Source organism: Pantoea sp. B9002, from assembly GCF_013385945.1.
In the GTDB taxonomy this organism is placed as follows: Bacteria; Pseudomonadota; Gammaproteobacteria; order Enterobacterales; family Enterobacteriaceae; genus Pantoea.
Window position 1 is genome coordinate 64,966 of sequence record NZ_JACAPA010000052.1, and the last position, 23,247, is coordinate 88,212.

A 23,247-nucleotide genomic window follows, 5' to 3' on the forward strand; every position below is an offset into this window, starting at 1 on the left:
GCAATCAACAGCGGCGAAATTGCTGCTTCTCACTCCATAATCACGTAATTTATCCGGCAACTGTTAGATGGAAGGTTGCCTCATGTCAGAAAAACAAATCACCTTTGCCGCGCGTCATCATCAACTCACCAACATCAACGTCTGGACCGGCGACAGCCAATGGCTGGCATTTGATGTGCGACCTTCCGGCGCCTCTTTTACCAGCCTGACTATCGAGCGCGTCAACGTGGCGAGCGGTGCCGTTGAAGTGCTGTATCAGGCGCGCGATGGCGCGCACGTTGGCGTGGTCACCGTCAGTCCGGATCTGCCGCCGCGTTACGTCTGCATTCATGGCCCGGAACATCCGGATGCGCACTGGCGCTACGATTTTCATCACCGTCGCGGCGTGATCGTGCAGCAAGGCATCGCCGAGAATCTCGACGCCTGCGACATCACCGCGCCTTACACGCCCGGCGCGCTGCGCGGTGGCTCGCATGTTCACGTCTTCAGCCCGGATGGTTCGCGCCTGAGTTTTACCTACAACGATCATGTGATGCATGAAATGGATGCCGGCGACGACCTGCGCAATGTCGGTGTGGCCGTGCCGCTGCATCCGGTGTGTCCGCCCAAACAGCATCCGCGTGAATATGAGGGCAGTCATTATTGCGTGCTGGTCAGCCAGACGCAGCGCGATCCACAGCCGGGCAGCGACCAGATCGACCGCGCCTATGAAGAGTGCTGGATCGGTCATCAGGGCTATCAGAAAGCGGATGGCAGATGGCAGCGCTGGGCCATCGCCTTTATCGGCGATACGCGCGCCGCGAACGGCGACAAAGTGCCGGAAGTGTTCGTGGTGGATCTGCCCGCAGCGTTAGCCGATTACGCCAAAGCAGGCGCATCGCCCTTACAAGGCACGGCGGATAAATTGCCTGCGCCGCCGGCTGGCGTGCAGCAGCGACGCATCACGCACACCAACGGCCTGGCGCTGCAACCGCGTCACTGGCTGCGCGCCTCAGCGGATGGCAGCGCCATCGCCTTTTTGCTGGCGGACGAACATGGCGTGATTCAGCTGTGGACGGTTTCACCCAATGGCGGCCAGCCACGTCAGGTGACGCGGTTGGCGAGCAGCATTCAGTCGGCGTTTAGCTGGCATCCACAAGGCAGCGCGATAAGCTTTATCTGCGATAACAGTGTGATGCGCTGTGAGATGGCGACGGGGAAATGTACGCGCTTAACCCAACGGAGCGATCAGGCGCCATCCGGTGATGCGGTGGTCTGGTCGCCGGATGGAGAGAAGATCGCTTATATGCGGGAAGTGGACGGCTGGCGGCAGCTGTTTTGCGTCAGTGCGGCTGCGCGGGCATAGACGCCGCGGTCGCCAGGCTGGATTGCGTGCCAGCCATTTTTTCGCTCTGCATCACGCGCTCGTGGATGGAATCCTTACTTTTATCGTCGTCAGAACGGAAGTAATCCCACGGCAGCAGCACGGTATCCATCACCGCTGAGAAAGGGAGATCGATCAGCGCCAGCGGCTTGATCGCCCAGCTGGTGTTGTCGTCAGTGATCATCTCTGCGCTGGCGCGCGTGCCGGGATAGTAGCCCTGACTGGCGCCGGTGTGAGACATAACGCTGGAGCAGCCTGAAGTAACAAAGGTACTGCAAACCAGCACAGCTGTGAGCGGAAAGCGTTTCATCATATTCATCATCATCATCCCTTCAGTCATGGCATGGCCCTGGCTGGAGTGTGTCACCTGACGTTAAGCAAAGCTCTATGGCTGCGTCTTGATTCTCAGGCGATTAGTCCCCTGAGTGTATGTCATATCGTCAGAATTGCTGTAAAAAAATACGCATCAGCCCTTGAAAGCGACCAGGCTGCACCCACTTTTAAGGAACGGTCTTGTTGCTGTTGCCGGAAGGGACAACAACGGACTACACAACCTGTCCATGGTGGAAGGTTGCCTAAACTTGCTGAATATCAGGAGTCTTATTATGCGTAATTTTGATCTCACCCCACTTTATCGTTCTGCCATTGGTTTCGACCGCCTGTTTAACCTGCTTGAGTCCAACCAAAACCAGGCCAATGGTGGCTATCCTCCGTATAACGTTGAGCTGGTGGATGAGAATTTCTACCGTATCACCATTGCCGTGGCGGGCTTCGCCCAGAGCGAGTTAGATATCACCTCGCATGACAACGTGCTGGTGGTGCGCGGCGCACATCCTGAAGAGCAGCCGGAGCGTAAGTACCTGTATCAGGGCATCGCCGAGCGCAACTTCGAGCGCAAATTCCAGCTGGCCGATCACATCACCGTGCGCGATGCGCGTCTGGAAAATGGGCTGTTGAGCATCGATCTGGTACGCATCGTCCCGGAAGAGGCGAAACCGCGTCGTATCGAAATCCTGTAATCAGGATGTGAGTTGAAAAAAACGCCGCTGAAAAGCGGCGTTTTTGTTTAGGTGCGCACCAATAATCGCTGACTCACCATGCCGCCAAACACATTCACCAGCAGGCCGAGGATGATCACTGAAACCCCGATCATCTGCTGAATCGACAAGGTTTCACCGAGAACCAGCGCCGCGCTGAGAATCCCCACCACCGGCACCAGCAGCGACAACGGTGCCACGCGCCAGGTTTCATAGCGACTCAGCAAATTACCCCAAATCGCGTAGCCGACAATGGTGGCGATAAAGGCGAGATAGATCAGCGCCAACACCGTTTGCAGCGAGATGTGCAGCAGGCTGGTGACAATTGCCGCTTCGCCATCGAACAGCCATGAGCAGGCAAAGAACGGCACGATCGGCACCAGCGCACTCCACACCACCAGCGACATCACCGGCACTTTGCGGTTACGCAAAATGATTTTGTTGGTGATATTGCCGAGCCCCCACGACAGCGCCGCAGCCAGCGTCAGCATCATGGTCGTGAGCGTAATGCCCGCCGTGGTTTGGCCTGCCATGCCAGCGGTCGCCAGCATAAACATGCCGAGCGTCGCCACTAAAATGCCGACGATGTGATTCCAGCGCAGCTTCTCCGCCAGGAACAGCGCACCGAGCAGCAAGGTGAAAAAGGCCTGCGCCTGTAACACCAGCGACGCCAATCCTGCCGGCATGCCCAGTTTGATGGCGAGGAACAGAAAGGCGAACTGGCCAAAGCTGATGGTCATGCCGTAGACGATCAGCCAACGCAGCGGAATCGCCGGACGCTTCACAAACAAGATCGCCGGAAACGCCACCAGGCTAAACCGCAGTCCCGCCAGTAAAAACGGCGGCATGTCCTGCAGACCCAGCTTAATCACCACAAAATTCACGCCCCACGCCACCACAACCAGCAAGGCTAACAACATATCTTTAACTGACATACAGAGTCCTTACTGCCGCGATCAGGCGGTTGCCGTCACCGGTGTTGCGATCTCGGCACAACATTCATCACCGACAACTTTAAAGAAATCATCCACCTGTAAAGCCACGGAGCGATCCAGTGCCCCGGCGTTGAACCACAGCGTGCCGACGTCGCGCAGGCGCGCATCGACGCGCAGCGCCAGCCGGTCATCAAAACTAAACGGCGGCACCGCACCCATTACGCACTGGGTTAACTCCTGCGCTTTTTCTGGCGCCGCAAAGCTCGACTTCTTGCCGCCAATGGCACGTGCGGCGCTCTTGAAGTTGATCTTGCAGTCGCCCGGCACAATCGCCAGCAGATAGCGCGCATCCGCGCCATCCGGCATGGTCACTTCCAGCACCATCGCTTTGGCCGCCTGATTGAGATCGTTACCGCGAATCTCGCTAATCAGGTCGGTCTGGCCGATGGCTTCATGCTCCACCACGCGATAACGCGCCTGATGTTGATCCAGCAGGGCCGCTACTTTTTCATAGGTATTCATGCTCGTCTCCTCGTCGAAAACCTGGCGTTAGCTCCAGGCGATGGCGTGTTTCATTTTTTTGTCGGTCAGGCCAAAGAAGAAGCCCATGGTGATGCGCGTGTCGCCTTCCACGCGATCAATTTCGTGATAAAACGCGGGGTTAAACAGATAGATATCGCCGCTGCGCGGTGAAAACTCGCACACCTCGCTGTGCTCGATGACGCCGCTTTGATAACCGAGCTCGCCCGGTGTTTTGTAGTGCTCATCCATCGGTTGCCATTTTTTGTTGAAGATGCGCAGCGCGCCGCCCGCGTTGCACTCCTGCAAACAGACCACGCAGCTCAACTGATGCAGAATGTGGGTCACCGCCAATCCGCTGCCGGCGGCATCGCGCACGATGTTGTCGTTATGCAGTGGATTGGCGACGCCGTTGGCGTGGAAGCGCACAATCGAACCGGCGTAATCGCCCAACTCGGGTTCGTTGGCGGTTTGCAGGCTTTCCAGGCGCAGCGCGTGCTTCACCCAGTTGTAGATCTGATCGCGCAGGCAGTGCAGCGACGGCGGCAGCGCGGGCTGGATATCACGCAGTTCGGTAAAGTAGTTTTCCGGTGCAGCGGTGTGCTTCGCCAGATAAGGGCCAAGCGTGGTCAGCGCGCCGTTCGGATAGTGCGACACCCGCACCTGTTCGCGGCACTGCTGCAAATCGTCCACCACCGCTGCGCGCACTTCCGGCGTGAGGAAGTTACGTAACACCAGCAGCGGCACGCGTGCCGTCACGATGTCATCCAGCCAGGTGCTCTCCACAAACATGTTTGGATGAATAACGCGGATCTGATTGAAAATCGCCATGTTGATCACTCCCCAATTGGAAATTCATGAAGTTCATGGTTGTTCATACGACGCCATTCAGACGCCGTGCCCAGTGCTGAAATAGGTTCAGAAGAGATGAAGGTGGTGTCGTTTCTCTGTAAGCGGTGCAGCGTGAAATAGTGGGGATAGGGCGTGTCGTCGGGATGCCATTGCCACGCCCAGGCTTTATCGCGGGTGACAAAAATGGCGTTGGCTGAACTGCCGCCCGGCGCGACCTGCGCCATCTTGTCGCGCAGATAATCGCGGGTGAAATCGGCGGGCGTGGCGCGATCGACCATATATTCGAGATACTCCGCGGAATCGAAACGCGACTCCGCCATGCCCAATTGCTGATAAACGGTGGGTAAAAAACCGTTATGCATCATGTACCACTGCGTTGCGCCGCTGGTGCGCCACAGCGGATGAGAAAATTCGATACCGTGATTTTTGCTCAGCGTGGCGTGGCGCACATGCACCGCCAGAAAGCGGCCGCGCAGGCGATCAACATCAATGGTCGGCAGCGCATCGGCGAAAGTGCCGGTGCCGTGCAGCGTGCGAATGTGCCCTTGCTCCAGCCATAAACAGCCCCAGCCGTTGGGATGCTGTTTAATCGGACCTTCGTGCGTGGCGGTTTCGCCGCAGCTCATGGCACGCGCGGCGTCCAGCACCGCGGCGGCATCAAATTGGCCGTGCGCCACAATCATTCTGCACATAGTAAATCTCTCCGTGTGGTGAGCGATGAGACCTCAAGGATCTGGTGGAACACCGCCAGAATTTCGTCGCGGCTGGTGGCTGCGAGGCGCAAGGTGGCGAGAATACCGGCGTGGCGGGTTAAATCGGCGTACAGCGAAGAGCGCGGCGAAACCGCCAGCGCGGGCAGATTGAGCGGCGGCAACAGCTGACCGCGTTGATGCTGTGCGATCCAGCGCTCGGCCGCGTCATACTGCAGGCGCTGACGCAAACGCACGCGGCCCACCGCCTGCGGCTGCGCCGGAAAATGCAGCGGCGGCATGCCGTGACCGGCTTCGATGTGGAACGCCACTTCCGCCCAGTTGATGCCGGTGACTTCCTGCACCAGATTCACCACGCCCATGCCGGAAAGGCGGAAGCCCATTTCAAGGAAATGCGGTTCGCCGTTGACCATAATAAAGTCGATGTGAAACGCGCCCTGACGATAGCCGAAGGTTTCGCAGCAGAAGCTCATCAGGCTGCTAAAGCTGGCGGGCAGCTGCTGCGCTGCGACTGCCACATGACCAGATTCGTAAAAACTGACGCAGCCGTCGGCATCGCTATGGTGTTCGATCACCTTTTGGCAGCAGGTCAGCGCCACCGCATGGCCGTCCGCCACCACGCCTTGCAGCGAATACTCATCGCCCGCCAGCCAGCTCTCCACGATAAAACCGCTGAAGCCGCGCCCGCCGTAATTCATGGTATCCACCAGCTTACCGATCACCGCATCAAGCTGGCTGGCCTGTTTCACCAGCCAGATGCCAAGGCCGCCGCCGCCGTCAACCGGCTTGATCACGCAGGGATAAAGCAACGCGTCTCGCGCATCGCGAATGCTGAGCGGCGAGGCAAAAAAGCGAAACTCCGGCTGCGGAAAGCGCTGCCAGGCTTTACGCAAGGCCATACGCTGCGCGTACTTATCCGGCGGAATAAAGCTGGCACCGGCGTCAGGCCCCGCCAGCAGTTCGCGTACGCGACCGGCGCTGGCGTTGTAGGCTTCAAAGCCGGCCAACACCACGTGAGGATGTTCCATCAACCCGGCATGCAAACAGGCTTGCAGCACATCCCACGGATTTTCCGGGCGATCGAGCCGCACAATCAGATCGAACGGCAACGGGATGCTCAGCGATTGGTAATCGACGAAATCGCCCATCTCCGCCAGCACGGTAAAGTAGCCGTCGCGCTTGGCCACCGCGCAATAAGGATTTTGTCCGTCGCGGGTGGCGCCAATCTGCAGGAAAATCTTTCTCATCGCGTTGCCTTACCGGGTTAACGCCCGGAGATCACTTCAGTGACGACGTCTTGCATGACACCGTTATTCACCTGAATCACTGCTTTGTGCGGGTCAAAACGCAGCACGCGCGAAAGCGCATCGCCGCGCTGATCGTCCAGCAGTGAACTCACCTGCGCGCTGCGCCAGCAGTGACGCATCTGCGCCACGGTCAAACCAGAAAGTTGCTCCAGCTGCTGCGCCAGCCATAGATCGTCGCTTTCGCCGCGCAGCAACGCGCGCACCGCCGCTTCGTCCGGCGCATCGACTAACTGCTGCAGCCAGCTTTTCAGCTGATTACCTTCGGCGATAAACGGCGAATAGATCATGCAAACCAGTTGGGTTTCATTGAGGCCAAATGCCTGCTCGGCGAACTGCGCGGCGCGCTGGCGGGCGCGCTTAATCGCCGCATCGTCCTGATAACGTGCCGCCATCTCATCAATCAGCTGCGGCGGGAAATCCTTTTTCACCATCAGCCCGAGCGCAAAGCGCACATATTCGCGAATGCCTTCGGCGTAGCTGCGCTGCAACAGCGTCTCCGCGCGCAGACCGCGAATATGTGCCATTAACGTCGGGTTACCGCAGTCCGATTCGGAGAAGCTGAACATCAGTTCATCGAAGCGGAAATGCATAAATTCAGTCAGCAGCGCCCAGTGCGCGCCCGCTTCATACGCGGTGTCCTGATAGATATTGAAGAACAGCGGATCGCGTTCCAGCTGCCAGGTAATGCGGTGCGCGGGCGTCACCTGATCGGCACCGTAGATATCGGCGAAGTAGCGTTCGGCCACGCCATCCAGCGTCTGTAGGAAGCCGCTAAAGCCGCGCGATTTATCCGCCACCGGCGCAGCAAACAGCCGCGAAAGATGGCGCGCCCACGCCAGATAAGCGGTTTGTTCCTGCGGCGAATCGCCGGTGATGATCACATCAACGCCGCCGTCGTAATGCGCCGCCAGGCCAAACGAGTTCACCATGCTGAGATTGCAGGCGTTACAAAACGTGGAGCGCGCATCGGCGCGGAAGCGGTGGCCATTCATCAGCACATCGTTGCGATTCTGCTGGCGCACGCTGTCTGGCATCGGTAAATGGCGATCGAAGTGGCGGATTTGCAAGCCGTCGGTCACCAGACATTCGGTAAAGTCATCATCGAGAATGTGCAGCGCGCGATACACGCGATCGATATTCTCCATCACGCTGTCGTTCATTGCCGCATGGCGATTGGTGCTGATGCGCAGCTGAAAGGTGCTGCCGTGTTGCTGCCAGATCAGCCCCTGAATGTAGCGCACGTACGCCACCATATAGCTGCTGTCTTTGCCGCCGCCGTAGGCCAGCAGCACGCGGTTATTCTCCGGGTGCGCAGCATCCGGGAGCGCGGCAAGTAAACGGCGTGAACAGTGTTGCGCGGAATCGATAATCGTCGGGGTGAGATATCCACTAATCTCTCGCATCAGGGTGGACAGATTATTCATTTTTCACTTCATCCTTTGGCTAAAAAGTCGCTGCTGCCGTGCTGGCGGCAACAGACGGGAAATGGGCCACGAAGGTGCTACGGAATGAATGCCTTAAAGACTATTGCGCGGGTTATCAATTAACTAATGCAGCCTAAAGTACTTTGAATGTAATCTGGTGAAAACGCACAGATCCGGACGAAATAGGGTGGAACAGATGGCGGGTGAAACGGAACAGGGCAGTCGTTACCGTCAAATCGCAGAGCAGATAAAACAAGCCATTCACAGCGGCTCGCTGCCGCCCGACAGCCGTTTACCGTCGGTGCGCACGCTGGCAACGCAGTACAGCGTCAGCATGACCACCGCGCTGAAAACATTACGTACGCTTGAGGATGAGCACTACGCGGTTGCGCGTCCCAAGTCCGGTTTTTTTGTCGCACCGCGGCCTGCTAATAAAACCTTTCCCACGGTCATCAACGAGCAAGCGCGCGAAGTGGCGCCGCTCGACGAGCAGACCGAGCTGCATCTGGCGATGCTCGGTTCAGACTGCCGCGTGCGGCTGGATCTGGCCAACGGCGACATCTCACTCTATCCGGTGAAGAAGATTGGTTTGCTGATGCGCCAGATGGGCTACAGCAAACCGGCGCTGCTGGGCAATACCGTCAAAGGCACCGGCTATACGCCGCTGAAAAATGAAATTGCGCGCCGCGCGGTGGATTATGGCTGCAATATCAACGCTGATGACATCCTGATCACCAATGGCTGCATCGAAGCGATTTCGCTGGCGCTGCGCGCCACCACGCGGCCTGGCGATATCGTCGCGGTGGAATCGCCGTGCTATTTCGTGCTGCTGCAGATGCTGCATAACCTTAATCTGCGGGTGATTGAGGTGGAAGCCGGGCCGGAAGGCTACGTCAATGTGGAGAAACTCACTTCGCTGTTCCAGCGCCAAGCGGTGCAGGCCTATCTCACCATCAACAACATCAATAATCCGCTGGGCAAAAGCATTCCTAACGAGCAGAAAGCCTATATCGCGCGTCAGGCCGACGAGAACGATGTGGTGATCATTGAGGATGATATCTTCGGCGATACCGCATTCGGCGAGCGTCGTCCGTTCCCGATGCGCGCCTTCAGCCCGAACGCTATTTTGTGCAGCGGCTTCTCGAAAACCGTCGCGCCGGGCATTCGCATTGGCTGGGTGCACAGCAGCAACTACATGCGCAAAATCGCCTCGCTGAAATACACCACCAGCATGGGCACGTCGGTGTTGTCGCAAGCGGCGATTGCCGAACTGCTGCGCAGCGGCGGTTATGATGCGCATCTGCGTAAGCTACGGCGCGAGTTGAAGAACCAAATTCAGCATATGCGTCAGGCGGTGCTGCGCTACTTCCCGCCGGGCACACGGGTGTCTGATCCTGAAGGCGGCTATGTGTTGTGGGTGGAAATGCCGATTGGCGCGCTGAATGTGCGCGCGCTGTTTCTCAAGGCGCGCAATGCGGGCATCGGCATCGCGCCGGGGCATATTTTCGCCACCGATCACCGCTACGATCACTGTTTCCGACTCAACGCCGGTTTTGGCTGGAATGCCGAAGTGGAGCAGGCGATTCAGCAGCTGGCGCAGTGGTGCCAGTTGTCGTTGCCGGCGGAATGAGTTGTAGGGTCGCCATTTATGGCGACCTGGCCGATTAATCCCTAAATGCGGCTTCCAGCTCTTCCGCCAATATCTGCACCGCGCGCTCAATCTTCTCCGCATCCGGCACATAGTTCATGCGCATACATTGATGGGTATGAGGCCATTCGTGTTCCAGGCCGGGGAAGAAGAAGTGGCCGGGCACCATCAGCACGCCGCGCGCTTTCAGGCGCTGATACAGCGTTTCGGTGCTGATCGGCAGATCGCGGAACCACAGCCAGAGGAAAATCGCGCCTTCGGGTTTATGAATCAGGCAGCGATCTTCGGGCAGATAGCGGCGCAGAATCGCAATCGTCTCGCCTACTTTGGTCTCATAGAACGGCTTAATCACCTCTTCCGACAGACGTAGCAAATCCCCGCGCACGATCATCTCATTGGCAATTGCTGGACCGATGCTGCCCGGCGCCAGGCTGATGATGCCGTTCATGTTGCCAATAGCGGTGATGGTGCTCTCATCGGCGACGATAATGCCGCAACGTGCGCCGGGCAGGCCGAGTTTCGACAGGCTCATGCACAGAATGGTATTGGGATTCCACAGCGGGCGCGCTTCGCTAAAGATGATGCCGGGGAACGGCACGCCGTACGCGTTATCGATCAGCAGCGGTACGCCGTGCTGCTGCGCCAGCGCATCCAGTTGCAGCAGTTCATCATCGGTGATCACGTTGCCGGTTGGGTTGGTCGGGCGCGATACGCAGATCAGGCCGACATCGTCATTCAGCGGCAGATGATCGAAATCGACGTGATATTTGAACTGGCCTTCCGGCAGCAGCTCAATGTTTGGCTTGGCGGAGACAAACAGATCCTCTTCCAGACCGGCATCGGCGTAGCCGAGATATTCCGGTGCCAGCGGGAACAGCACGCGCTTTTTGCTGCCGTCGGCGCGACGTCCGGCGAACAGATTGAAGAGATAGAAGAACGCGCTCTGGCTGCCGTTGGTCAGCGCGATGTTTTGCGCGGTTAATGGCCAGCCAAGTTCCTCACGCAGCATCTTCGCCAGCGCATCCAGCAGCAGCGCTTTGCCGCGCGGACCATCGTAGTTGCACAGCGCTTCGCTCAGCTTGCCGTCCTGATGCATCTGCATCAGCAACTGGTTGAAATAGTCATTCATCGCCGGGATCTGCGCCGGATTACCGCCGCCAAGCATGATGGTGCCGGGCGTGCGCAGGCCTTCACCCATGTCTTCCATCAGACGTGAGATGCCGGAGTGTTGAGTAAATTTGTCGCCGAACTGAGAAAAGGACATAGGAAGTTAAAACGTTGTGAAATCGAATGGGGAACCACCATAGCGCCCGCCGCTGGCAGGCGCAATGGGTAAAGCGGCCGCTTAGCCTTGGATCTGCGGGTTAACGCAGTTTTTCTCGACTTTGCCGCTCAGAGCGGCGATCAGGTTATCTACCGCGTCGCGCGCCATGCCGTAACGGGTTTCATGGGTGGCGGAACCGATGTGCGGCAGCGCTACCACGTTCGGCAGCGTCAAAATTTCGGCATCGGCAGGCACTGGCTCAACTTCGAACACATCCAGACCGGCGGCGTGGATAGTGCCGTCTTTCAGCGCCGCAGTCAGCGCCTGCTCATCCACCACCGGACCGCGACCCGCGTTGATCAGAATTGCGCTTGGCTTCATCAGCTTGAGCTGCGCCGCGCCAATCATATGGTGCGTCTGTTCGGTGAGCGGCAGGCTGATGCAGACAAAATCACTCTCTTTCAGCAAGGTTTCCAGATCGCAGGCACGCGCACCAAAGCGGGTTTCCGCCTCTTCATGCTGACGACGTGCGTTATAAAGAATGTTCATGCCGAAGCCAAAGTGCGCACGCTGTGCCAGCGCGAGGCCGATGCGGCCCATGCCGAGAATGCCGAGGGTTTTGTGGTGCACATCAATGCCGAAATGATCCGGTCCAATGCTCTTTTTCCACTCGCCGTCTTTGACCCACTTATCCAGCTCGGTCACGCGACGCGCGGTGCTCAAAACCAACGCCATCATGGTGTCGGCGACGGTTTCGGTTAGCACGGTTGGTGTGTGCATCAGCAACACCTTGCGTTGATTCAGCGCATCAACGTTGAAGTTATCGTAACCCACCGACACGGTGGAGCAGGCGCGCAGCGCGGGCATTTTAGCCAGCAACTCGCCATCCACTTTGCCGCCAGAGCCGAGCAAACCTTGTGCCTGTTCGAACTGCGACGCGTGTTTTTCGATTGTTTCCGGGGAAATATCATGCACTTCAGTGACGGAGAAATGGGCATCCAGTTTGGTGCGCAGGTCATCTGGCAGGCTCTTATAAAGAATCACAGCAGGTTTCATCTTTTGCTCCCTTTAAAATGTAGGGGGAGGCTTTAAGGCCTCCCGAATCGATTACGCGTGCTTCGCCCCGTGTACGGGCGGCGGCGTTTTGTTCTGTGCTGGTTTGACGATCAACGTCAGCCAAACCGAAGCCAGCAGCGCAGCACCCATGAAAATGTAGGAGGCGGCAGGCGAACCGGTCGCGCCATTAAGATAGCCTACAATCCATGATCCGACGAAGGAACCGAGTGCGCCCATGCTGTTGATTAATGCCATCGCACCACCGGCGACGTTGCGCGGCAACATCTCCGGAATGATGGCGAAGAACGGACCATACGGCGCATACATCGCACCACCAGCAATCACCAGCAGCGTATACGACAGCCAGAAATTGCTTGAACCTACCAGGTAAGAACCGAGGAACGCCAGCGCGCCAATCAGCAGCAGCGGCCAGACAAACAGTTTACGGTTCTGGGTTTTATCCGACGCCCACGACACCACAATCATCGCAATGGTCGCCACCAGATACGGCACCGCAGAGAGCCAACCGGCTTCGACCATGCCCATCTGCGAACCGTTACGCAGAATGGATGGCAGCCACAGCACGAAACCGTACACGCCGATGCTCCAGGCAAAATATTGCAGGCACAACAGGATCACGTTGCGATTGCGGAACGCTTCACCGTAGTTACGTACCGCTTTAATGCCTTCCTGCTCTTTTTGCAGTTGCGCCTGCAGCGCGGCTTTCTCGCTTTCGCTCATCCATTTCGCCTGGTCAGGTTTGTCCTGCACCAGGAACCACCAGGCAACCGCCCAGATCACTGCCGGGATGCCTTCAATGATAAACATCTCGCGCCAGCCAAAGGATTCAATCAGATAACCGGAAACCACCGACATCCACAGCACCGTCACCGGATTACCGAGGATCAGGAAGGTATTGGCGCGCGAACGTTCGGATTTGGTAAACCAGTTGCTGATATAGATCAGCATCGCCGGCATCACCGCCGCTTCCACCACGCCAAGCACAAAGCGGATCGCCGCCAGCATCGGGATGTTGCTGACCACGCCGGTCAGCGAGGCGCAGCCGCCCCATAAAATCAGGCACCAGAAAATCAGCTTCTTCACGCTGCGACGTTCGGCATACAGCGCGCCGGGGATCTGGAAGAAGAAGTAGCCGAGGAAGAACAGGGCGCCCAGCAGCGATGACATGCCTTTGGTGATGCCGAGATCTTCATTTATCCCTGCGGCAGAGGCGAAGCTGAAGTTCGCCCGGTCCAGATACGCCAGACTGTAGGTGATAAACACGATGGGCATGATAAACCACCAGCGTTTTGGCGCGATTGTCTGCGATTTCATGGGTGACTCCTCTGGTTGAGGTGGACGCATTCAGTGGATGCGTCTCGCAATATTAGTATTGTAGGTACAACTATTCGGCTTCGTACGGACCCGTAGCGGCGCAATTTATTGCGCTTCTGGCAGCGAAGCCGCTGCAGAAAGCGCGCGATGAATCGCGCCGCTACGGGATTGTGCAGTTATCAATAATCGCCCAACGCCGCGCGCGTCGGCAGGCCTTCGCTGTCGCCAGCGACCTGAATCGCCAGCGAACCGATCTTGTTGCCGCGCAGAATCGCCTGCGGCAGGGATTTGCCTTCCAGCAAAGCGCTGATCAGCCCAACGGCAAAGCCGTCGCCAGCACCCACGGTATCGACCACGTTCTCGACGCGAATCGGTGCGACCTGGCCTTGCTGGCCGTCGGCGGTTTTGTACCAGGCGCCGTCGCCACCGGTTTTGATCACCACCGCTTTCACCCCTTTATCGAGGTAGAAATCGGCGATGGCTTCCGGCTGGCGATAGCCGGTGAGAATCAAACCCTCTTTCTCGCCGGGCAGCACCCAATCGGCGTATTCCGCCAGATGATTGAGCTGCTTGCGCATCTCCTCTTCGCTGCGCCATAACACCGGACGCAGATTGGGATCGAAGGAGATGGTTTTGCCCCGCGCGCGCATCTCTTTTGCCGCGTGCTGTGCCAGTGCAAGGGAGCTGTCAGAGATCGCTGCCGCCACGCCGCTCAGGTGTAGATGGCGCGCGCTGCCAAAGTAGTCATCGTTGAAATCGTCGGGTGACAGATGGCTGGCGGCTGAGCCTTTGCGGAAGTATTCCACTTCCGGATCGGAGCCGTCATCGACGCGGGATTTGAGCTGGAAGCCGGTGCGATAGCGCGCGTCCGTGGTGACGCAGCGGTGATCGACGCCCTCTTTTTCCAGCTGTTGCAGCGTGAAGCGACCAAAGCTGTCGTCACCGACCCGGCTCACCCAACCGACCTGCAAACCGAGACGCGCCAGGCCAATTGCCACGTTGAGTTCGGCACCGGCAATACGTTTAACGAAGCCTTCCGCTGCGGCGAGATCGCCGGTTTGCTGGGCGATAAACATCGCCATCGCTTCGCCAATCGTCACCACATCCAGCGTTTTTTGCGTCATCATCGGCTCCTTACGCTGCACGCAGCAGGTCAACGTAATGGCGAGTGACCGCCAGCAAATCCGCGCCTTCCAGCGGGAATTCGATGCCGCGCGGTGCGTCGGTTGGCAGCGCGTTCAGCAGCGTGCGCCAGCTGTCGTCGGCCTGATCCAGCGCTATCGCGCGGAAAGTAGCGCCGTGCGGCACCGCGGTTTTAACGTGGATGTAGCTAACGTAGCGGCTGAGTTGCGCGGCGGCCTGCAAACCGTCTTCGCCGGTCCACTGCCAGTTGCCCATATCGAAGGTCATATCCAGCGGCAAGGCGGCATCGCAAGCCTGATGGAAGAAGCGCAGCATCGGCGCCAGTTTGCTGTCTGGCGTTTGATCGTTCTCGACCACCAGCGTCACCGTTGATGCTTTAAGTACGTCCAGCAGCGCGCGCGCATCAAGTTCAACAAAATGGCCGAGCGCCACTTTCAGGCGCTGAGCGCCGATTTGTTCGGCTTCCTGTAGGAACTGCGCCAGACGCGGATTCAGCGAACCATCATCCAGCCACAACGCTTCCGGCACGGAATAGCTGGCGCTCAGCTGATGCTGAGCAATCGCATTGCCGAGCGCGTGCAGCAGGCAGAGTTCATTTTCGTTGAACAGCTCGCGACGGATTTCGACGCCATCCGCGCCAGCCTGTTTGATCAGCGGCAACAGCGCGGCCTGGCCACCCAATTCCGCTACTTTCTGCGCGCCGTATGCGGCAGTTACAACAATAATTTCTGGTTTCATCACGTTTCTCCGGGCATGACCACATCCCATTCGTTATAAAAAACCTAAATGGAACCGGTTCCAAAGGAAAGGCGCAGACCGTGAAATTATGATCATGCTCACGAAGTGAGCCATAAAAGGGGAGGTTAGCGCAGCGGCTGGCTGGAGCCGCGCACGATCAGTTCGCCGGAGAAGAGCTGTTCGCTGACCGATTGCTCGCTGCCTTCAATGCGCGCGATAACCTGCTCCAGCGCGGCGTAACCAATCTGCCAGGTGGGCTGTTTTAAGGTGGTGATGCCGACGCCCGCCAGCGCTGCCCATTCCAGTTCATCAAAGCCCAGCAGGCCAATCGCTTCGCCCCAGCGCAGCTCAAGGCGCTGCAGCGCGCGCGCCACTTGCAAGGTCAGCGCGCCGTTGGCGGCGATCACCGCACAGCGTTTATCAGCATAGCGCTGGTGGAATTCGCGTAGCTGTTTTTCCAGCGCGTCGGGCTGATGCAGCGCCACTTCGGCATTCTCTGCCGCAATCTGTGGCGCGCTGTTCACCGTGTCGTAGAAGGCGCGCAGACGTTCACGGCGCGTGTTAACGCTGCCGAGGGGCTCGCTAAGGAAAAGCAGGGCTTGATAGCCGTTATCCAGCAAATGTTGGGTCGCGATAGTGGAGGCTTCACCATTGTTGAGTCCCACCATATCGCAGGCGAAATCGGGAATTTTACGGTCGATCAACACCATCGGCAGCATCGACTGTTGCAGGCGATTGAGCACTTCTTCATGCATGCCCACGGCATTGACCACAATGCCTTCAACCTGATAGCTGCTCAGCAGTTGCAGGTAATGCTGTTCGAGATCGACTTCGTTGTTGGTGTTACACATCAGCAGGGTAAAGCCCTGCGCTCGACACGCCGCTTCGATGCCGCTCAGCACGTCAACCGAGTAAGGATTGGTGATGTCGGCAATGATCAGGCCAATCAAACGCGTGCGGCCGCGTTTCAATCCACGTGCCATCTGGCTGGGACGATAGTTGAGTTCGGCGATGGCCTGTTCGATACGGGCTTTGAGATCGGGCGAGAGCAGATTCACTTCGCCATTCAGATAGCGGGAAACGCTGGTTTTACCGGTTTTTGCCGTACGGGCAACGTCACTGATTGTGGCTCGTGGCGGCCTGGTTTTCATTGCTTACACCTGCTGAAAAGAAACAGGCGAAGACTAACACAGCTCGCGCCTGGCGCAATCATTGCGCGTCAGAAGTGAGTCGCAGCACCGGTTGCCAGAGCGTTTGCAGCTCGCTCGGCGGCACATCATCGAGCAGTTGCAGCACCATTTCGGCGATGCGCTCGCCAATCTGCTGCTGCGATGATTGCAGAATGGTGTTCACCGGCTGATCGACAATCGAATCGGGCGGTAATCCATCATACACATACAGCGGAATTGCCTGCGCGCCCTTCAGGCGAGCCGCCTGCTGCAGCGCAATCGCGGCACCTTCACCCAGCGTGCTGCAATCGGTAATGATCGCCTGCGGCGCATCGCCTTGCGCCAGCCATATGTTGGTTTGCTGATAGCCGGAGCGGCGCGTGGCGGGCAACGCGGCCATCAGGGATTGATCGACCGGCGCCTGATGCTGAATCAGCGCATCAATAAATCCCTGACGGCGATCGAGGATGTAAGTCGCCGTTTCGTTACTACCGAGATAGGCCAGACGCGGCCATCCTTGCTGCAGGCAGTGTTCTGCCGCCAAAAAGGTGCCGGCGTGATTATCGTAATCAATCCACGCGTACGGCTGCGGCAGCTCGCTGCGGCCAAGCGTCAGGAAGCGGAAACCCTTCTGCTGCAAGCGTTGCAGTCGCGCATCCTGCGGCATGGTGTGGGTTAAAATCAGGGCATCGATGGCGCCGCTGCGCAGCATGCGGATCAGCTTACGCTGTTGCTCTTGCGGTTTGTCAGGCAGCAACAGCAAATCAATATCGTGTTGCGCGAGGCGTTGATCGAGCGTCAGCAGCATTTGGCTGTAATAGCTGTCATTGAGCGAGGCGTGGCTAATGGGGAAGAGCAGACCGACCGCATTGGCGCGCCCGGTTTTCAGACGGCGGGCCGCATCGTTGGGACGATAGCCGCGCGCATTGGCTTCGTCTTCAATGCGTTTGCGCGTGACGGCCGCTACATCGTCATAGCCATTTAGCGCCCGGCTCACGGTAGTAACAGAGAGGCCAAGGGTAGCGGCGATGGCTTTCAGTGACATGATAGCGTCCCATTGATCAATTTTTGATCACGCTAGCATAAAGGAAAAGGCGGCTCTATCGGTTACGAATTTTTTAGCTTTTTCTAACAAAGATGGCGTCAAAAGAGGCGGAAAAATGTGACAAAAGCCGATCTGTTCGTGCAGATCGGCTCTTTACTTTTAGCCCAGCGGGCTGAGGGTGATTTCAACGCGACGGTTCTGTGCTTTACCGTCTTCCGTGCTGTTGCTGGCAACCGGATTATCCGGGCCTAAACCCTGCGTGCGCAGGCGGTTTTGCGCCACGCCTTGCAGAATCAGACCGCTGGCCACGCTGTCGGCACGCTGCTGCGACAGACGCATATTCAGCGCGCGCGTGCCGGTGCTGTCGGTGTAGCCCACCACATTCACGGCGGTTTTTGGATACTCTTTCAGCACCATCGCGACGCCGGTCAGGGTGTTAGCGCCCGCCGGTTTCAGGTTGCTGCTGTTGGAATCAAAGGTGACGTTATTTGGCATGTTGAGCACGATGTTGTCGCCCTGACGCGTCACGCTGACGCCGGTGCCGCGCATTTTGTCGCGCAGTTTCGCTTCCTGCACATCCATGTAATAACCCGCGCCGCCGCCCAGTGCTGCACCGGATGCCGCGCCAATCAGCGCACCTTTACCGCGATCTTTCTTCGACGACGACAGCACGCCCACGCCCGCACCCAGCACCGCACCTAAACCAGCGCCGATACCCGATTTTCCCGCCTGCGATTCGCCGGTATATGGATTGGTGGTACAACCCGACAGCGCGAGGCTGCCGCTCAGTAACAAGGTCAGCGCCAAAATACGCTTATTCATGAAAAATCCCTCACAGATTTAAACGGGGAAAAGCCCCAAAACGGCACTATTATGCCGTTCAAATATGGGGAAATGCGTGAGGGTCAGTCTTAATTTGTAAACTTTTGCTTTAAAGATTATCAGGATGGCAGAAACAGCTGGTTTGATGATCGTTAATTAAGCCGCAGGCCTGTAGAAATGAGTGGCAGGTTGTGGGACCGACGAATTTAAAACCACGCTTCTTGAGTGCTTTCGACAGCGCAATGGCGGGCTCGGAGGTGGTTGGCGCGTCTTTGTAATTCGCGTAACGGTGCAAAATCGGCGTATGGTCGACAAAAGACCAGATAAAGCGTGAAAACTCCTCTCCGGTGGCTTCCAGCGCCAGCAATGCGCGCGCATTGTTGATGATCGCTTCCAGCTTGCCGCGATGGCGAATCAGTCCCGCATTTTGCATCAACCGTTCCATGTCGCTTTCATCCATCAACGCCACGGCAGCGGGATCAAATTCATGGAAGGCGCGGCGGTAGTTTTCGCGTTTTTTCAGTACGGTAATCCATGAAAGTCCCGCCTGTTGGCCTTCAAGACAGACCATTTCAAATAAGACTCGCTTATCGGTTTGCGGCACGCCCCACTCTTTATCGTGGTACGCCAGATACAGCGGATCCTCAGTTACCCAGCCACAACGTTGCATTGCATCACTCCCTTAGCATATGAAATAGCGATAGTTCCCTTGACGTATTGCAAAAGCGATTAATAGTTATACAGGGGGCGCCGATATAGATCTTATAAAACCTAAACGCCCATCTCTTCCCGGCTCGTCAGGAGTCTTTCATGTTGCAGAAAAGTCAGCGGACAGGCCAGCATAAAATTGCGCTGGCTTTTGGCGGTTGGTGGCTATGTTTTCTGGCCGGGAATGCCTTTGCCTTTGATCAGTCGAGCCAGAATAGCGCGCCCGATTACAACGCTATACTTGCCGAAAAAATTTCCAGTAATCAGCTGATGTTGACAGAAAACCCCGACGCCAACCTGTTTGACGCTGCGCTTAATTCGCCGAATGACTATGCGATGGTGATGCACAGTGAAACCGCCAGCGTCGGCGCCACGCCATTCGTTAATCGCTACTCTGCCGGTTGGTCGATGCCGATGAGTAAAGTGGTGAGCACCGGGCCGGTAGCGCAGTTTGCGGTGGATGATTCGACCTTGAGCTGTCCGAAGTGTGCAGGAGTGGATAGCAACAACGCCGAGCACATTGCCTCCCTCGGCTGGCGCGTGGATTCTAGCCTTGGCTGGATATCGCCGTGGGCGCAGGTGAGTTATAGCCATCTGGTAAATGAAGAGTTGCCATCGCCTACGCGTGAACGAGCCGAGGATATTAACGGCCGGGAAAACAACTGGGTGGATGTCAGCGTCGGCGCGAATATGCCGTTGGGGCAAAATATGGCGGCCTTTGCTTCTTTCGCGCAAACCGGCGCGGTCACCAGCGGCGAGCAGTTTATTTATAGCCTGGGCGTCAGCGCCAGCTTCTAATCGGCATAAAAAGAGAAGTGACAAAACCTGAGGTCCATATACTAAGCGCGCTAATCATTACTTTGGTCACAATATGCGCAACAATATTATTCTTATTAGCCGTGAAGTTACGGCCTTTATCATCAGTGGATTGGTGCTGGTTTTCTGTATGGCGATGGTCTATATCGACGTCAACTGGATGAACGATGCCCTGCACGAAACCTCCTTCACCGAAATCACCCAAGAGCTGATGCTCTTGCTCATCGCCACCTTCTATTTCCTCTCGGCCTGGCAGCGACCATCACAACGCAGCGTGCTGATCCTGATCGGCGGTTTTTACAGCTGCATGCTGATTCGTGAGATGGACTTCCTGTTCGATTTCATCAAGCACGGCGCCTGGCTGTGGTTTGCGCTGGCGACGACGGCGGCCTGTCTGGCGATGGCCTTACGTCAGCCGCGCCAGATTTTGCCCGGCCTGGTGTCGCTGGTTCAGCATCGCAGCTGGCAGATGATGGCCGCAGGCTTACTGGCTATTTTGGTGTTTTCGCGCCTGTTTGGCATGCATCAGCTGTGGGAACATCTGATGCTTGATGGTTATAACCGCGTGGTTAAAAACATGGCGGAAGAGGGCAGCGAGATGTTCGGCTACAGCCTGTGCCTGATCGCATCGGCTCGCTATCTTTGGCAAACCCGGCCGCAGCCTGTCGCTGTTCGGGTGCCGCACGCGTCACGCAATGTGGATCGCGCTGAACCGCTGACGATGCCACGCTAATCGCTGCGACCTTTTTGACGATCACTTGTCCTAAAACAGGTACACTTACCGCATAACGCCGGGCTGAATTTGCCGCCCGGCGCACCATGCTGGTTAACGTCAGGTTTCTTCATGTCAGTCAAAATCTTATCTTCAACGTTGGTGGGGCTGGATGGCTTTTGCCATGACCCGCTCGCCGTGCTGCAGCAGGCCGATAACGGCACGCTGGCGGTGCTGCATAACAATACGCCGGCGTTTTATGCGCTCACGCCGCAGCGTCTGGCGCAGCTGCTGGCGCTGGAAGCCGCCGCGCAGCAGCCCAATGATGTCACGCTGGATGAGAGTCTGTTTCAGACCGAAAGCGCGCCCATCGCCACGCCGGTTGGCAAGTTCGCGATGTATGAAGGCTGGCAACCGGACAGCGATTTTCAGCGTCAGGCCGCCATCTGGGGCGTGGCGTTGAGTGAACCGGTTACCGCCGCCGAGCTGGCCACGTTTGTGGCGTACTGGCAGGCGGAAGGCCGTTTGTTCCATCATGTGCAGTGGCAGCAGAAGTTAGCGCGCAGCGTGCAGATGAATCGCGCCGCCAATGGCGGACAGCCAAAGCGCGATCTCACGCAAATCAGCAATACTGATTACGATATTCCCGATGGATTCCGAGGTGAGTAATGAAAACGCCGAACGATCTTTTTAGCCGCCTGAAAAAGATGATGCCGTCCGAAGTGCAGCCGAAATTCAAAAACGGCGCGGAGCTGCTGGCCTGGAATCAGGAGCAGGGCCGCTTGCGCTCGGAAGCGATTGTGCGGGAAAACCGCGCGATGAAAATGCAGCGCATCATGGGGCGCTCGGGCATCCGCGAGCTGCACATGAACTGCTCGTTCGACAACTATCGCGTGGAAAATGATGGGCAGCGCAAAGCGCTGGCCATGGCGCGCGAATACGCCGCCGGATTTGAAAATAGCATCTCCAGTTTTGTTTTCTCCGGTCGTCCCGGCACCGGTAAAAACCACCTTGCAGCAGCGATTGGTAACGATTTGATTATTCGCGGTAAAAGCGTGCTGATTGTGACCGTGGCCGACTTGATGTCGAGCATGAAGGGCACCTTCAGCGGCGGCAGCGATTTAACCGAAGAGCGCCTGCTGCACGATCTCAGCCATGTGGATCTGCTGGTGATCGATGAGATCGGCATGCAAAGTGAATCGCGCTATGAAAAAGTGATCATCAATCAGATTGTTGATCGCCGCTCATCGTCGAAACGCCCAACGGGCATGTTATCGAACCTCGATCCCGCCGGCATGAATTCGCTGCTGGGTGAACGCGTGATGGACCGTATGCGCCTCGGCAACAGCTTGTGGGTGCGCTTTGACTGGGAAAGTTATCGCAGCCGTGTGCGCGGTGATGAGTATTAAGGAGTGCTATGAAAGCAGCCGGTAAAGGTCCAGCACTACTTCGCCTGAACAACCTGAAGCGGGTGATGACGCAACTGCGTACCACCCGCATCACCTCCCGCCAGGATCTGGCATTAGCGCTCGAGCTGAGCAAAAACACCGTTTCACTGATTGTCGATGATTTGCTGGAAGCCGGGCTGATCAATGAGCTCGGCCCGGTTAGCGTGGCTTCAGCGGGCCGACCGAAAATCGAAATCTCGCTGCGCGCGGAAAAGCTGAAAAGCGCGGGCATCATGGTGGAGCGCCAGGCGATTCACTGGCGCGTGTGCGACTATTTCTCGCAGGTCATTGCCGAGCAAACCTGGCGCACCGAAACCAGCGATCCCGAGCAGTTGCTGCATGAGCTGGTGGAAGTGTGCCAGACCTTGCACGCGGCGCATCCTGAGCTGCTCGGCGTGGCGATTGGTTTCCCTGGCATCATCGATCCCCATCGCGGCTGGGTGCATTTTTCCGCTCATCTGGGCTGGCAGGATGTGGATGTGATGACCATCCTCAGCCACGAGATGCCGCTGCCGCTGCGCATTATGAATAACGTCAAAGCCGCCGCGCTGCTTTCGGTGCAGCAGCTCGAACTGAATAAGTCGCAGAGCCATTTCTATCTGCGTATTTCCGAAGGGCTGGGCGGCGCGCTGGTGGAACAAGGTGAAGTGTTCACCGGCAGCAGCTGGACGGCGGGCGAGATCGGCCATCTTACCGTGCAACCCAAAGGCGAACGCTGTAGCTGCGGCCGCTTAGGTTGCCTGGAAACGCTGGTGAGCAAACCGGCCATTCAGCAGCAGCTGGCAAAACGTAAACCGGGCCTGCGCTGGCAGAATGGTGATAGCGAACCGGAAATCCTGAAAGAGGTGATGACGCAGGCGGGCACCCATTTGGGCAACGCGTTGAGTCAGGTGATGCAGCTGGTGAATCCGGCGAGCATCATTATTGATGGACCGTGGAATGCGCAGCCAGCGTTTGTGCAGGCGGTGCAGCAGGCGGCGCAGGCCGGTACGCTGGCCTTTACCTTCGCCCATACCGCGCTGCATTTCCTGCCGATGCGTATCGATCCTGCCAACGGTTTAGCGTTGGCGGTGATTGAGCAGTACGAACGCCTGAGTTAAAAAATGGCGCCATCAATGGCGTAACGCCGAAATCCCGTAGATACCGTCTTGCCAGTTACCTGGCAAGACATATTTCGGCATCGAACGGACGGCCTG

Annotated in this window: 24 protein-coding genes; 8 read left to right on the forward strand and 16 right to left on the reverse strand. The window is 57.5% G+C overall.

The window, feature by feature from the left end:
- The first annotated feature begins 82 nt into the window (after positions 1–82).
- Positions 83–1,345 (forward strand): DUF3748 domain-containing protein, encoded by a 1,263-nt coding sequence (locus tag HX773_RS22165; protein WP_176973341.1) that lies wholly within the window; start codon positions 83–85, stop codon positions 1,343–1,345.
- Here the strand turns inward: HX773_RS22165 and HX773_RS22170 are convergent.
- Entirely contained in the window at positions 1,323–1,682 is a 360-nt protein-coding gene (locus HX773_RS22170) for a YceK/YidQ family lipoprotein (protein WP_304623165.1), read from the reverse strand. The two genes, HX773_RS22165 and HX773_RS22170, sit on opposite strands and share 23 nt — an antisense overlap.
- Before the next feature lie 286 nt (positions 1,683–1,968).
- On the opposite strand from HX773_RS22170, the gene ibpA reads away from it, so the two are divergent.
- Positions 1,969–2,382, forward strand: a complete 414-nt coding sequence (ibpA, locus tag HX773_RS22175; RefSeq protein ID WP_176973343.1) for a small heat shock chaperone IbpA — start codon at positions 1,969–1,971, stop codon at positions 2,380–2,382.
- Between the two features lie 47 nt (positions 2,383–2,429).
- On the opposite strand, the gene HX773_RS22180 is transcribed toward ibpA, so the two are convergent.
- The 6 genes from HX773_RS22180 to HX773_RS22205 are packed head-to-tail and all read right to left on the reverse strand — an operon-like array spanning position 2,430 to position 8,147.
- Positions 2,430–3,335, reverse strand: a complete 906-nt coding sequence (locus HX773_RS22180) for an EamA family transporter (protein ID WP_176973344.1) — start codon at positions 3,333–3,335, stop codon at positions 2,430–2,432.
- Between the two features lie 21 nt (positions 3,336–3,356).
- Entirely contained in the window at positions 3,357–3,857 is a 501-nt protein-coding gene (locus tag HX773_RS22185; RefSeq protein ID WP_176973345.1) for a YbaK/EbsC family protein, read from the reverse strand.
- Between the two features lie 27 nt (positions 3,858–3,884).
- Entirely contained in the window at positions 3,885–4,685 is an 801-nt protein-coding gene (locus HX773_RS22190) for a hypothetical protein (RefSeq protein WP_176973346.1), read from the reverse strand.
- A 5-nt stretch (positions 4,686–4,690) separates the two neighbouring features.
- The gene (locus HX773_RS22195) at positions 4,691–5,398 is read right to left on the reverse strand and encodes a class II glutamine amidotransferase (RefSeq protein WP_176973347.1); all 708 of its coding nucleotides are present in this window, start codon (positions 5,396–5,398) and stop codon (positions 4,691–4,693) included.
- The gene (locus HX773_RS22200; protein ID WP_176973348.1) at positions 5,386–6,663 is read right to left on the reverse strand and encodes an acetyl-CoA carboxylase biotin carboxylase subunit family protein; all 1,278 of its coding nucleotides are present in this window, start codon (positions 6,661–6,663) and stop codon (positions 5,386–5,388) included. Before HX773_RS22200 ends, HX773_RS22195 begins: the two co-directional genes overlap by 13 nt.
- Before the next feature lie 17 nt (positions 6,664–6,680).
- Positions 6,681–8,147, reverse strand: a complete 1,467-nt coding sequence (locus tag HX773_RS22205; RefSeq protein ID WP_176973349.1) for a hypothetical protein — start codon at positions 8,145–8,147, stop codon at positions 6,681–6,683.
- Positions 8,148–8,343: 196 nt separating this feature from the next.
- Here HX773_RS22205 and HX773_RS22210 point away from each other — a divergent pair, with 196 nt between their 5' ends.
- Complete coding sequence (locus tag HX773_RS22210) at positions 8,344–9,777, forward strand: PLP-dependent aminotransferase family protein (protein WP_176973350.1); 1,434 nt, start codon at positions 8,344–8,346, stop codon at positions 9,775–9,777.
- A gap of 34 nt (positions 9,778–9,811) precedes the next feature.
- Here the strand turns inward: HX773_RS22210 and HX773_RS22215 are convergent, their stop codons facing one another.
- The 9 genes from HX773_RS22215 to HX773_RS22255 form a co-directional block, all read right to left on the reverse strand.
- On the reverse strand, positions 9,812–11,059 hold the full coding sequence (locus HX773_RS22215) for a valine--pyruvate transaminase (RefSeq protein ID WP_176973351.1): 1,248 nt from the start codon (positions 11,057–11,059) through the stop codon (positions 9,812–9,814).
- Positions 11,060–11,140: 81 nt separating this feature from the next.
- Positions 11,141–12,115, reverse strand: coding sequence for a glyoxylate/hydroxypyruvate reductase GhrB (gene ghrB / locus HX773_RS22220; protein ID WP_176973352.1), 975 nt, complete (start codon positions 12,113–12,115; stop codon positions 11,141–11,143).
- Positions 12,116–12,166: 51 nt separating this feature from the next.
- Positions 12,167–13,450, reverse strand: a complete 1,284-nt coding sequence (locus HX773_RS22225; RefSeq protein ID WP_176973353.1) for an MFS transporter — start codon at positions 13,448–13,450, stop codon at positions 12,167–12,169.
- 179 nt (positions 13,451–13,629) lie between these two features.
- Positions 13,630–14,574, reverse strand: coding sequence for a sugar kinase (locus HX773_RS22230; protein WP_008105274.1), 945 nt, complete (start codon positions 14,572–14,574; stop codon positions 13,630–13,632).
- A gap of 10 nt (positions 14,575–14,584) precedes the next feature.
- On the reverse strand, positions 14,585–15,331 hold the full coding sequence (locus tag HX773_RS22235; RefSeq protein ID WP_176973354.1) for a sugar phosphate isomerase/epimerase: 747 nt from the start codon (positions 15,329–15,331) through the stop codon (positions 14,585–14,587).
- A 125-nt stretch (positions 15,332–15,456) separates the two neighbouring features.
- Positions 15,457–16,482, reverse strand: coding sequence for a LacI family DNA-binding transcriptional regulator (locus HX773_RS22240; protein ID WP_176973355.1), 1,026 nt, complete (start codon positions 16,480–16,482; stop codon positions 15,457–15,459).
- A 58-nt stretch (positions 16,483–16,540) separates the two neighbouring features.
- Entirely contained in the window at positions 16,541–17,545 is a 1,005-nt protein-coding gene (locus HX773_RS22245; RefSeq protein WP_176973356.1) for a LacI family DNA-binding transcriptional regulator, read from the reverse strand.
- Between the two features lie 159 nt (positions 17,546–17,704).
- Positions 17,705–18,367 carry an OmpA family lipoprotein gene (locus HX773_RS22250; protein WP_101763875.1) on the reverse strand — a complete coding sequence of 221 codons (663 nt, stop codon included), beginning with the start codon at positions 18,365–18,367 and terminating at the stop codon, positions 17,705–17,707.
- 109 nt (positions 18,368–18,476) lie between these two features.
- On the reverse strand, positions 18,477–19,037 hold the full coding sequence (locus tag HX773_RS22255; RefSeq protein WP_176973357.1) for a DNA-3-methyladenine glycosylase I: 561 nt from the start codon (positions 19,035–19,037) through the stop codon (positions 18,477–18,479).
- Positions 19,038–19,177: 140 nt separating this feature from the next.
- On the opposite strand from HX773_RS22255, the gene HX773_RS22260 reads away from it, so the two are divergent.
- From HX773_RS22260 to HX773_RS22280, 5 genes are all read left to right on the forward strand, one after another.
- Positions 19,178–19,873, forward strand: a complete 696-nt coding sequence (locus HX773_RS22260; RefSeq protein WP_176973358.1) for an autotransporter — start codon at positions 19,178–19,180, stop codon at positions 19,871–19,873.
- 73 nt (positions 19,874–19,946) lie between these two features.
- Positions 19,947–20,624, forward strand: coding sequence for a hypothetical protein (locus tag HX773_RS22265; RefSeq protein WP_176973359.1), 678 nt, complete (start codon positions 19,947–19,949; stop codon positions 20,622–20,624).
- A gap of 111 nt (positions 20,625–20,735) precedes the next feature.
- On the forward strand, positions 20,736–21,272 hold the full coding sequence (dnaT, locus tag HX773_RS22270; RefSeq protein ID WP_101763871.1) for a primosomal protein DnaT: 537 nt from the start codon (positions 20,736–20,738) through the stop codon (positions 21,270–21,272).
- Positions 21,272–22,012 carry a DNA replication protein DnaC gene (gene dnaC / locus HX773_RS22275; RefSeq protein WP_007893471.1) on the forward strand — a complete coding sequence of 247 codons (741 nt, stop codon included), beginning with the start codon at positions 21,272–21,274 and terminating at the stop codon, positions 22,010–22,012. The genes dnaT and dnaC overlap by 1 nt, the downstream gene beginning before the upstream one ends.
- 8 nt (positions 22,013–22,020) lie before the next feature.
- Positions 22,021–23,151 carry an ROK family protein gene (locus tag HX773_RS22280; RefSeq protein ID WP_176973360.1) on the forward strand — a complete coding sequence of 377 codons (1,131 nt, stop codon included), beginning with the start codon at positions 22,021–22,023 and terminating at the stop codon, positions 23,149–23,151.
- Positions 23,152–23,247 lie beyond the last annotated feature (96 nt).

What these genes read in the sequence shown, in the direction of transcription:
- HX773_RS22165 (WP_176973341.1), top strand. Translation starts at nt 83, where the DNA reads ATGTCAGAAAAACAAATCACCTTTGCCGCGCGTCATCATCAACTCACC.
- HX773_RS22170 (WP_304623165.1), bottom strand. Translation starts at nt 1,682, where the DNA reads ATGAATATGATGAAACGCTTTCCGCTCACAGCTGTGCTGGTTTGCAGT.
- ibpA (WP_176973343.1), top strand. Translation starts at nt 1,969, where the DNA reads ATGCGTAATTTTGATCTCACCCCACTTTATCGTTCTGCCATTGGTTTC.
- HX773_RS22180 (WP_176973344.1), bottom strand. Translation starts at nt 3,335, where the DNA reads ATGTCAGTTAAAGATATGTTGTTAGCCTTGCTGGTTGTGGTGGCGTGG.
- HX773_RS22185 (WP_176973345.1), bottom strand. Translation starts at nt 3,857, where the DNA reads ATGAATACCTATGAAAAAGTAGCGGCCCTGCTGGATCAACATCAGGCG.
- HX773_RS22190 (WP_176973346.1), bottom strand. Translation starts at nt 4,685, where the DNA reads ATGGCGATTTTCAATCAGATCCGCGTTATTCATCCAAACATGTTTGTG.
- HX773_RS22195 (WP_176973347.1), bottom strand. Translation starts at nt 5,398, where the DNA reads ATGTGCAGAATGATTGTGGCGCACGGCCAATTTGATGCCGCCGCGGTG.
- HX773_RS22200 (WP_176973348.1), bottom strand. Translation starts at nt 6,663, where the DNA reads ATGAGAAAGATTTTCCTGCAGATTGGCGCCACCCGCGACGGACAAAAT.
- HX773_RS22205 (WP_176973349.1), bottom strand. Translation starts at nt 8,147, where the DNA reads ATGAATAATCTGTCCACCCTGATGCGAGAGATTAGTGGATATCTCACC.
- HX773_RS22210 (WP_176973350.1), top strand. Translation starts at nt 8,344, where the DNA reads ATGGCGGGTGAAACGGAACAGGGCAGTCGTTACCGTCAAATCGCAGAG.
- HX773_RS22215 (WP_176973351.1), bottom strand. Translation starts at nt 11,059, where the DNA reads ATGTCCTTTTCTCAGTTCGGCGACAAATTTACTCAACACTCCGGCATC.
- ghrB (WP_176973352.1), bottom strand. Translation starts at nt 12,115, where the DNA reads ATGAAACCTGCTGTGATTCTTTATAAGAGCCTGCCAGATGACCTGCGC.
- HX773_RS22225 (WP_176973353.1), bottom strand. Translation starts at nt 13,450, where the DNA reads ATGAAATCGCAGACAATCGCGCCAAAACGCTGGTGGTTTATCATGCCC.
- HX773_RS22230 (WP_008105274.1), bottom strand. Translation starts at nt 14,574, where the DNA reads ATGACGCAAAAAACGCTGGATGTGGTGACGATTGGCGAAGCGATGGCG.
- HX773_RS22235 (WP_176973354.1), bottom strand. Translation starts at nt 15,331, where the DNA reads ATGAAACCAGAAATTATTGTTGTAACTGCCGCATACGGCGCGCAGAAA.
- HX773_RS22240 (WP_176973355.1), bottom strand. Translation starts at nt 16,482, where the DNA reads ATGAAAACCAGGCCGCCACGAGCCACAATCAGTGACGTTGCCCGTACG.
- HX773_RS22245 (WP_176973356.1), bottom strand. Translation starts at nt 17,545, where the DNA reads ATGTCACTGAAAGCCATCGCCGCTACCCTTGGCCTCTCTGTTACTACC.
- HX773_RS22250 (WP_101763875.1), bottom strand. Translation starts at nt 18,367, where the DNA reads ATGAATAAGCGTATTTTGGCGCTGACCTTGTTACTGAGCGGCAGCCTC.
- HX773_RS22255 (WP_176973357.1), bottom strand. Translation starts at nt 19,037, where the DNA reads ATGCAACGTTGTGGCTGGGTAACTGAGGATCCGCTGTATCTGGCGTAC.
- HX773_RS22260 (WP_176973358.1), top strand. Translation starts at nt 19,178, where the DNA reads ATGTTGCAGAAAAGTCAGCGGACAGGCCAGCATAAAATTGCGCTGGCT.
- HX773_RS22265 (WP_176973359.1), top strand. Translation starts at nt 19,947, where the DNA reads ATGCGCAACAATATTATTCTTATTAGCCGTGAAGTTACGGCCTTTATC.
- dnaT (WP_101763871.1), top strand. Translation starts at nt 20,736, where the DNA reads ATGTCAGTCAAAATCTTATCTTCAACGTTGGTGGGGCTGGATGGCTTT.
- dnaC (WP_007893471.1), top strand. Translation starts at nt 21,272, where the DNA reads ATGAAAACGCCGAACGATCTTTTTAGCCGCCTGAAAAAGATGATGCCG.
- HX773_RS22280 (WP_176973360.1), top strand. Translation starts at nt 22,021, where the DNA reads ATGAAAGCAGCCGGTAAAGGTCCAGCACTACTTCGCCTGAACAACCTG.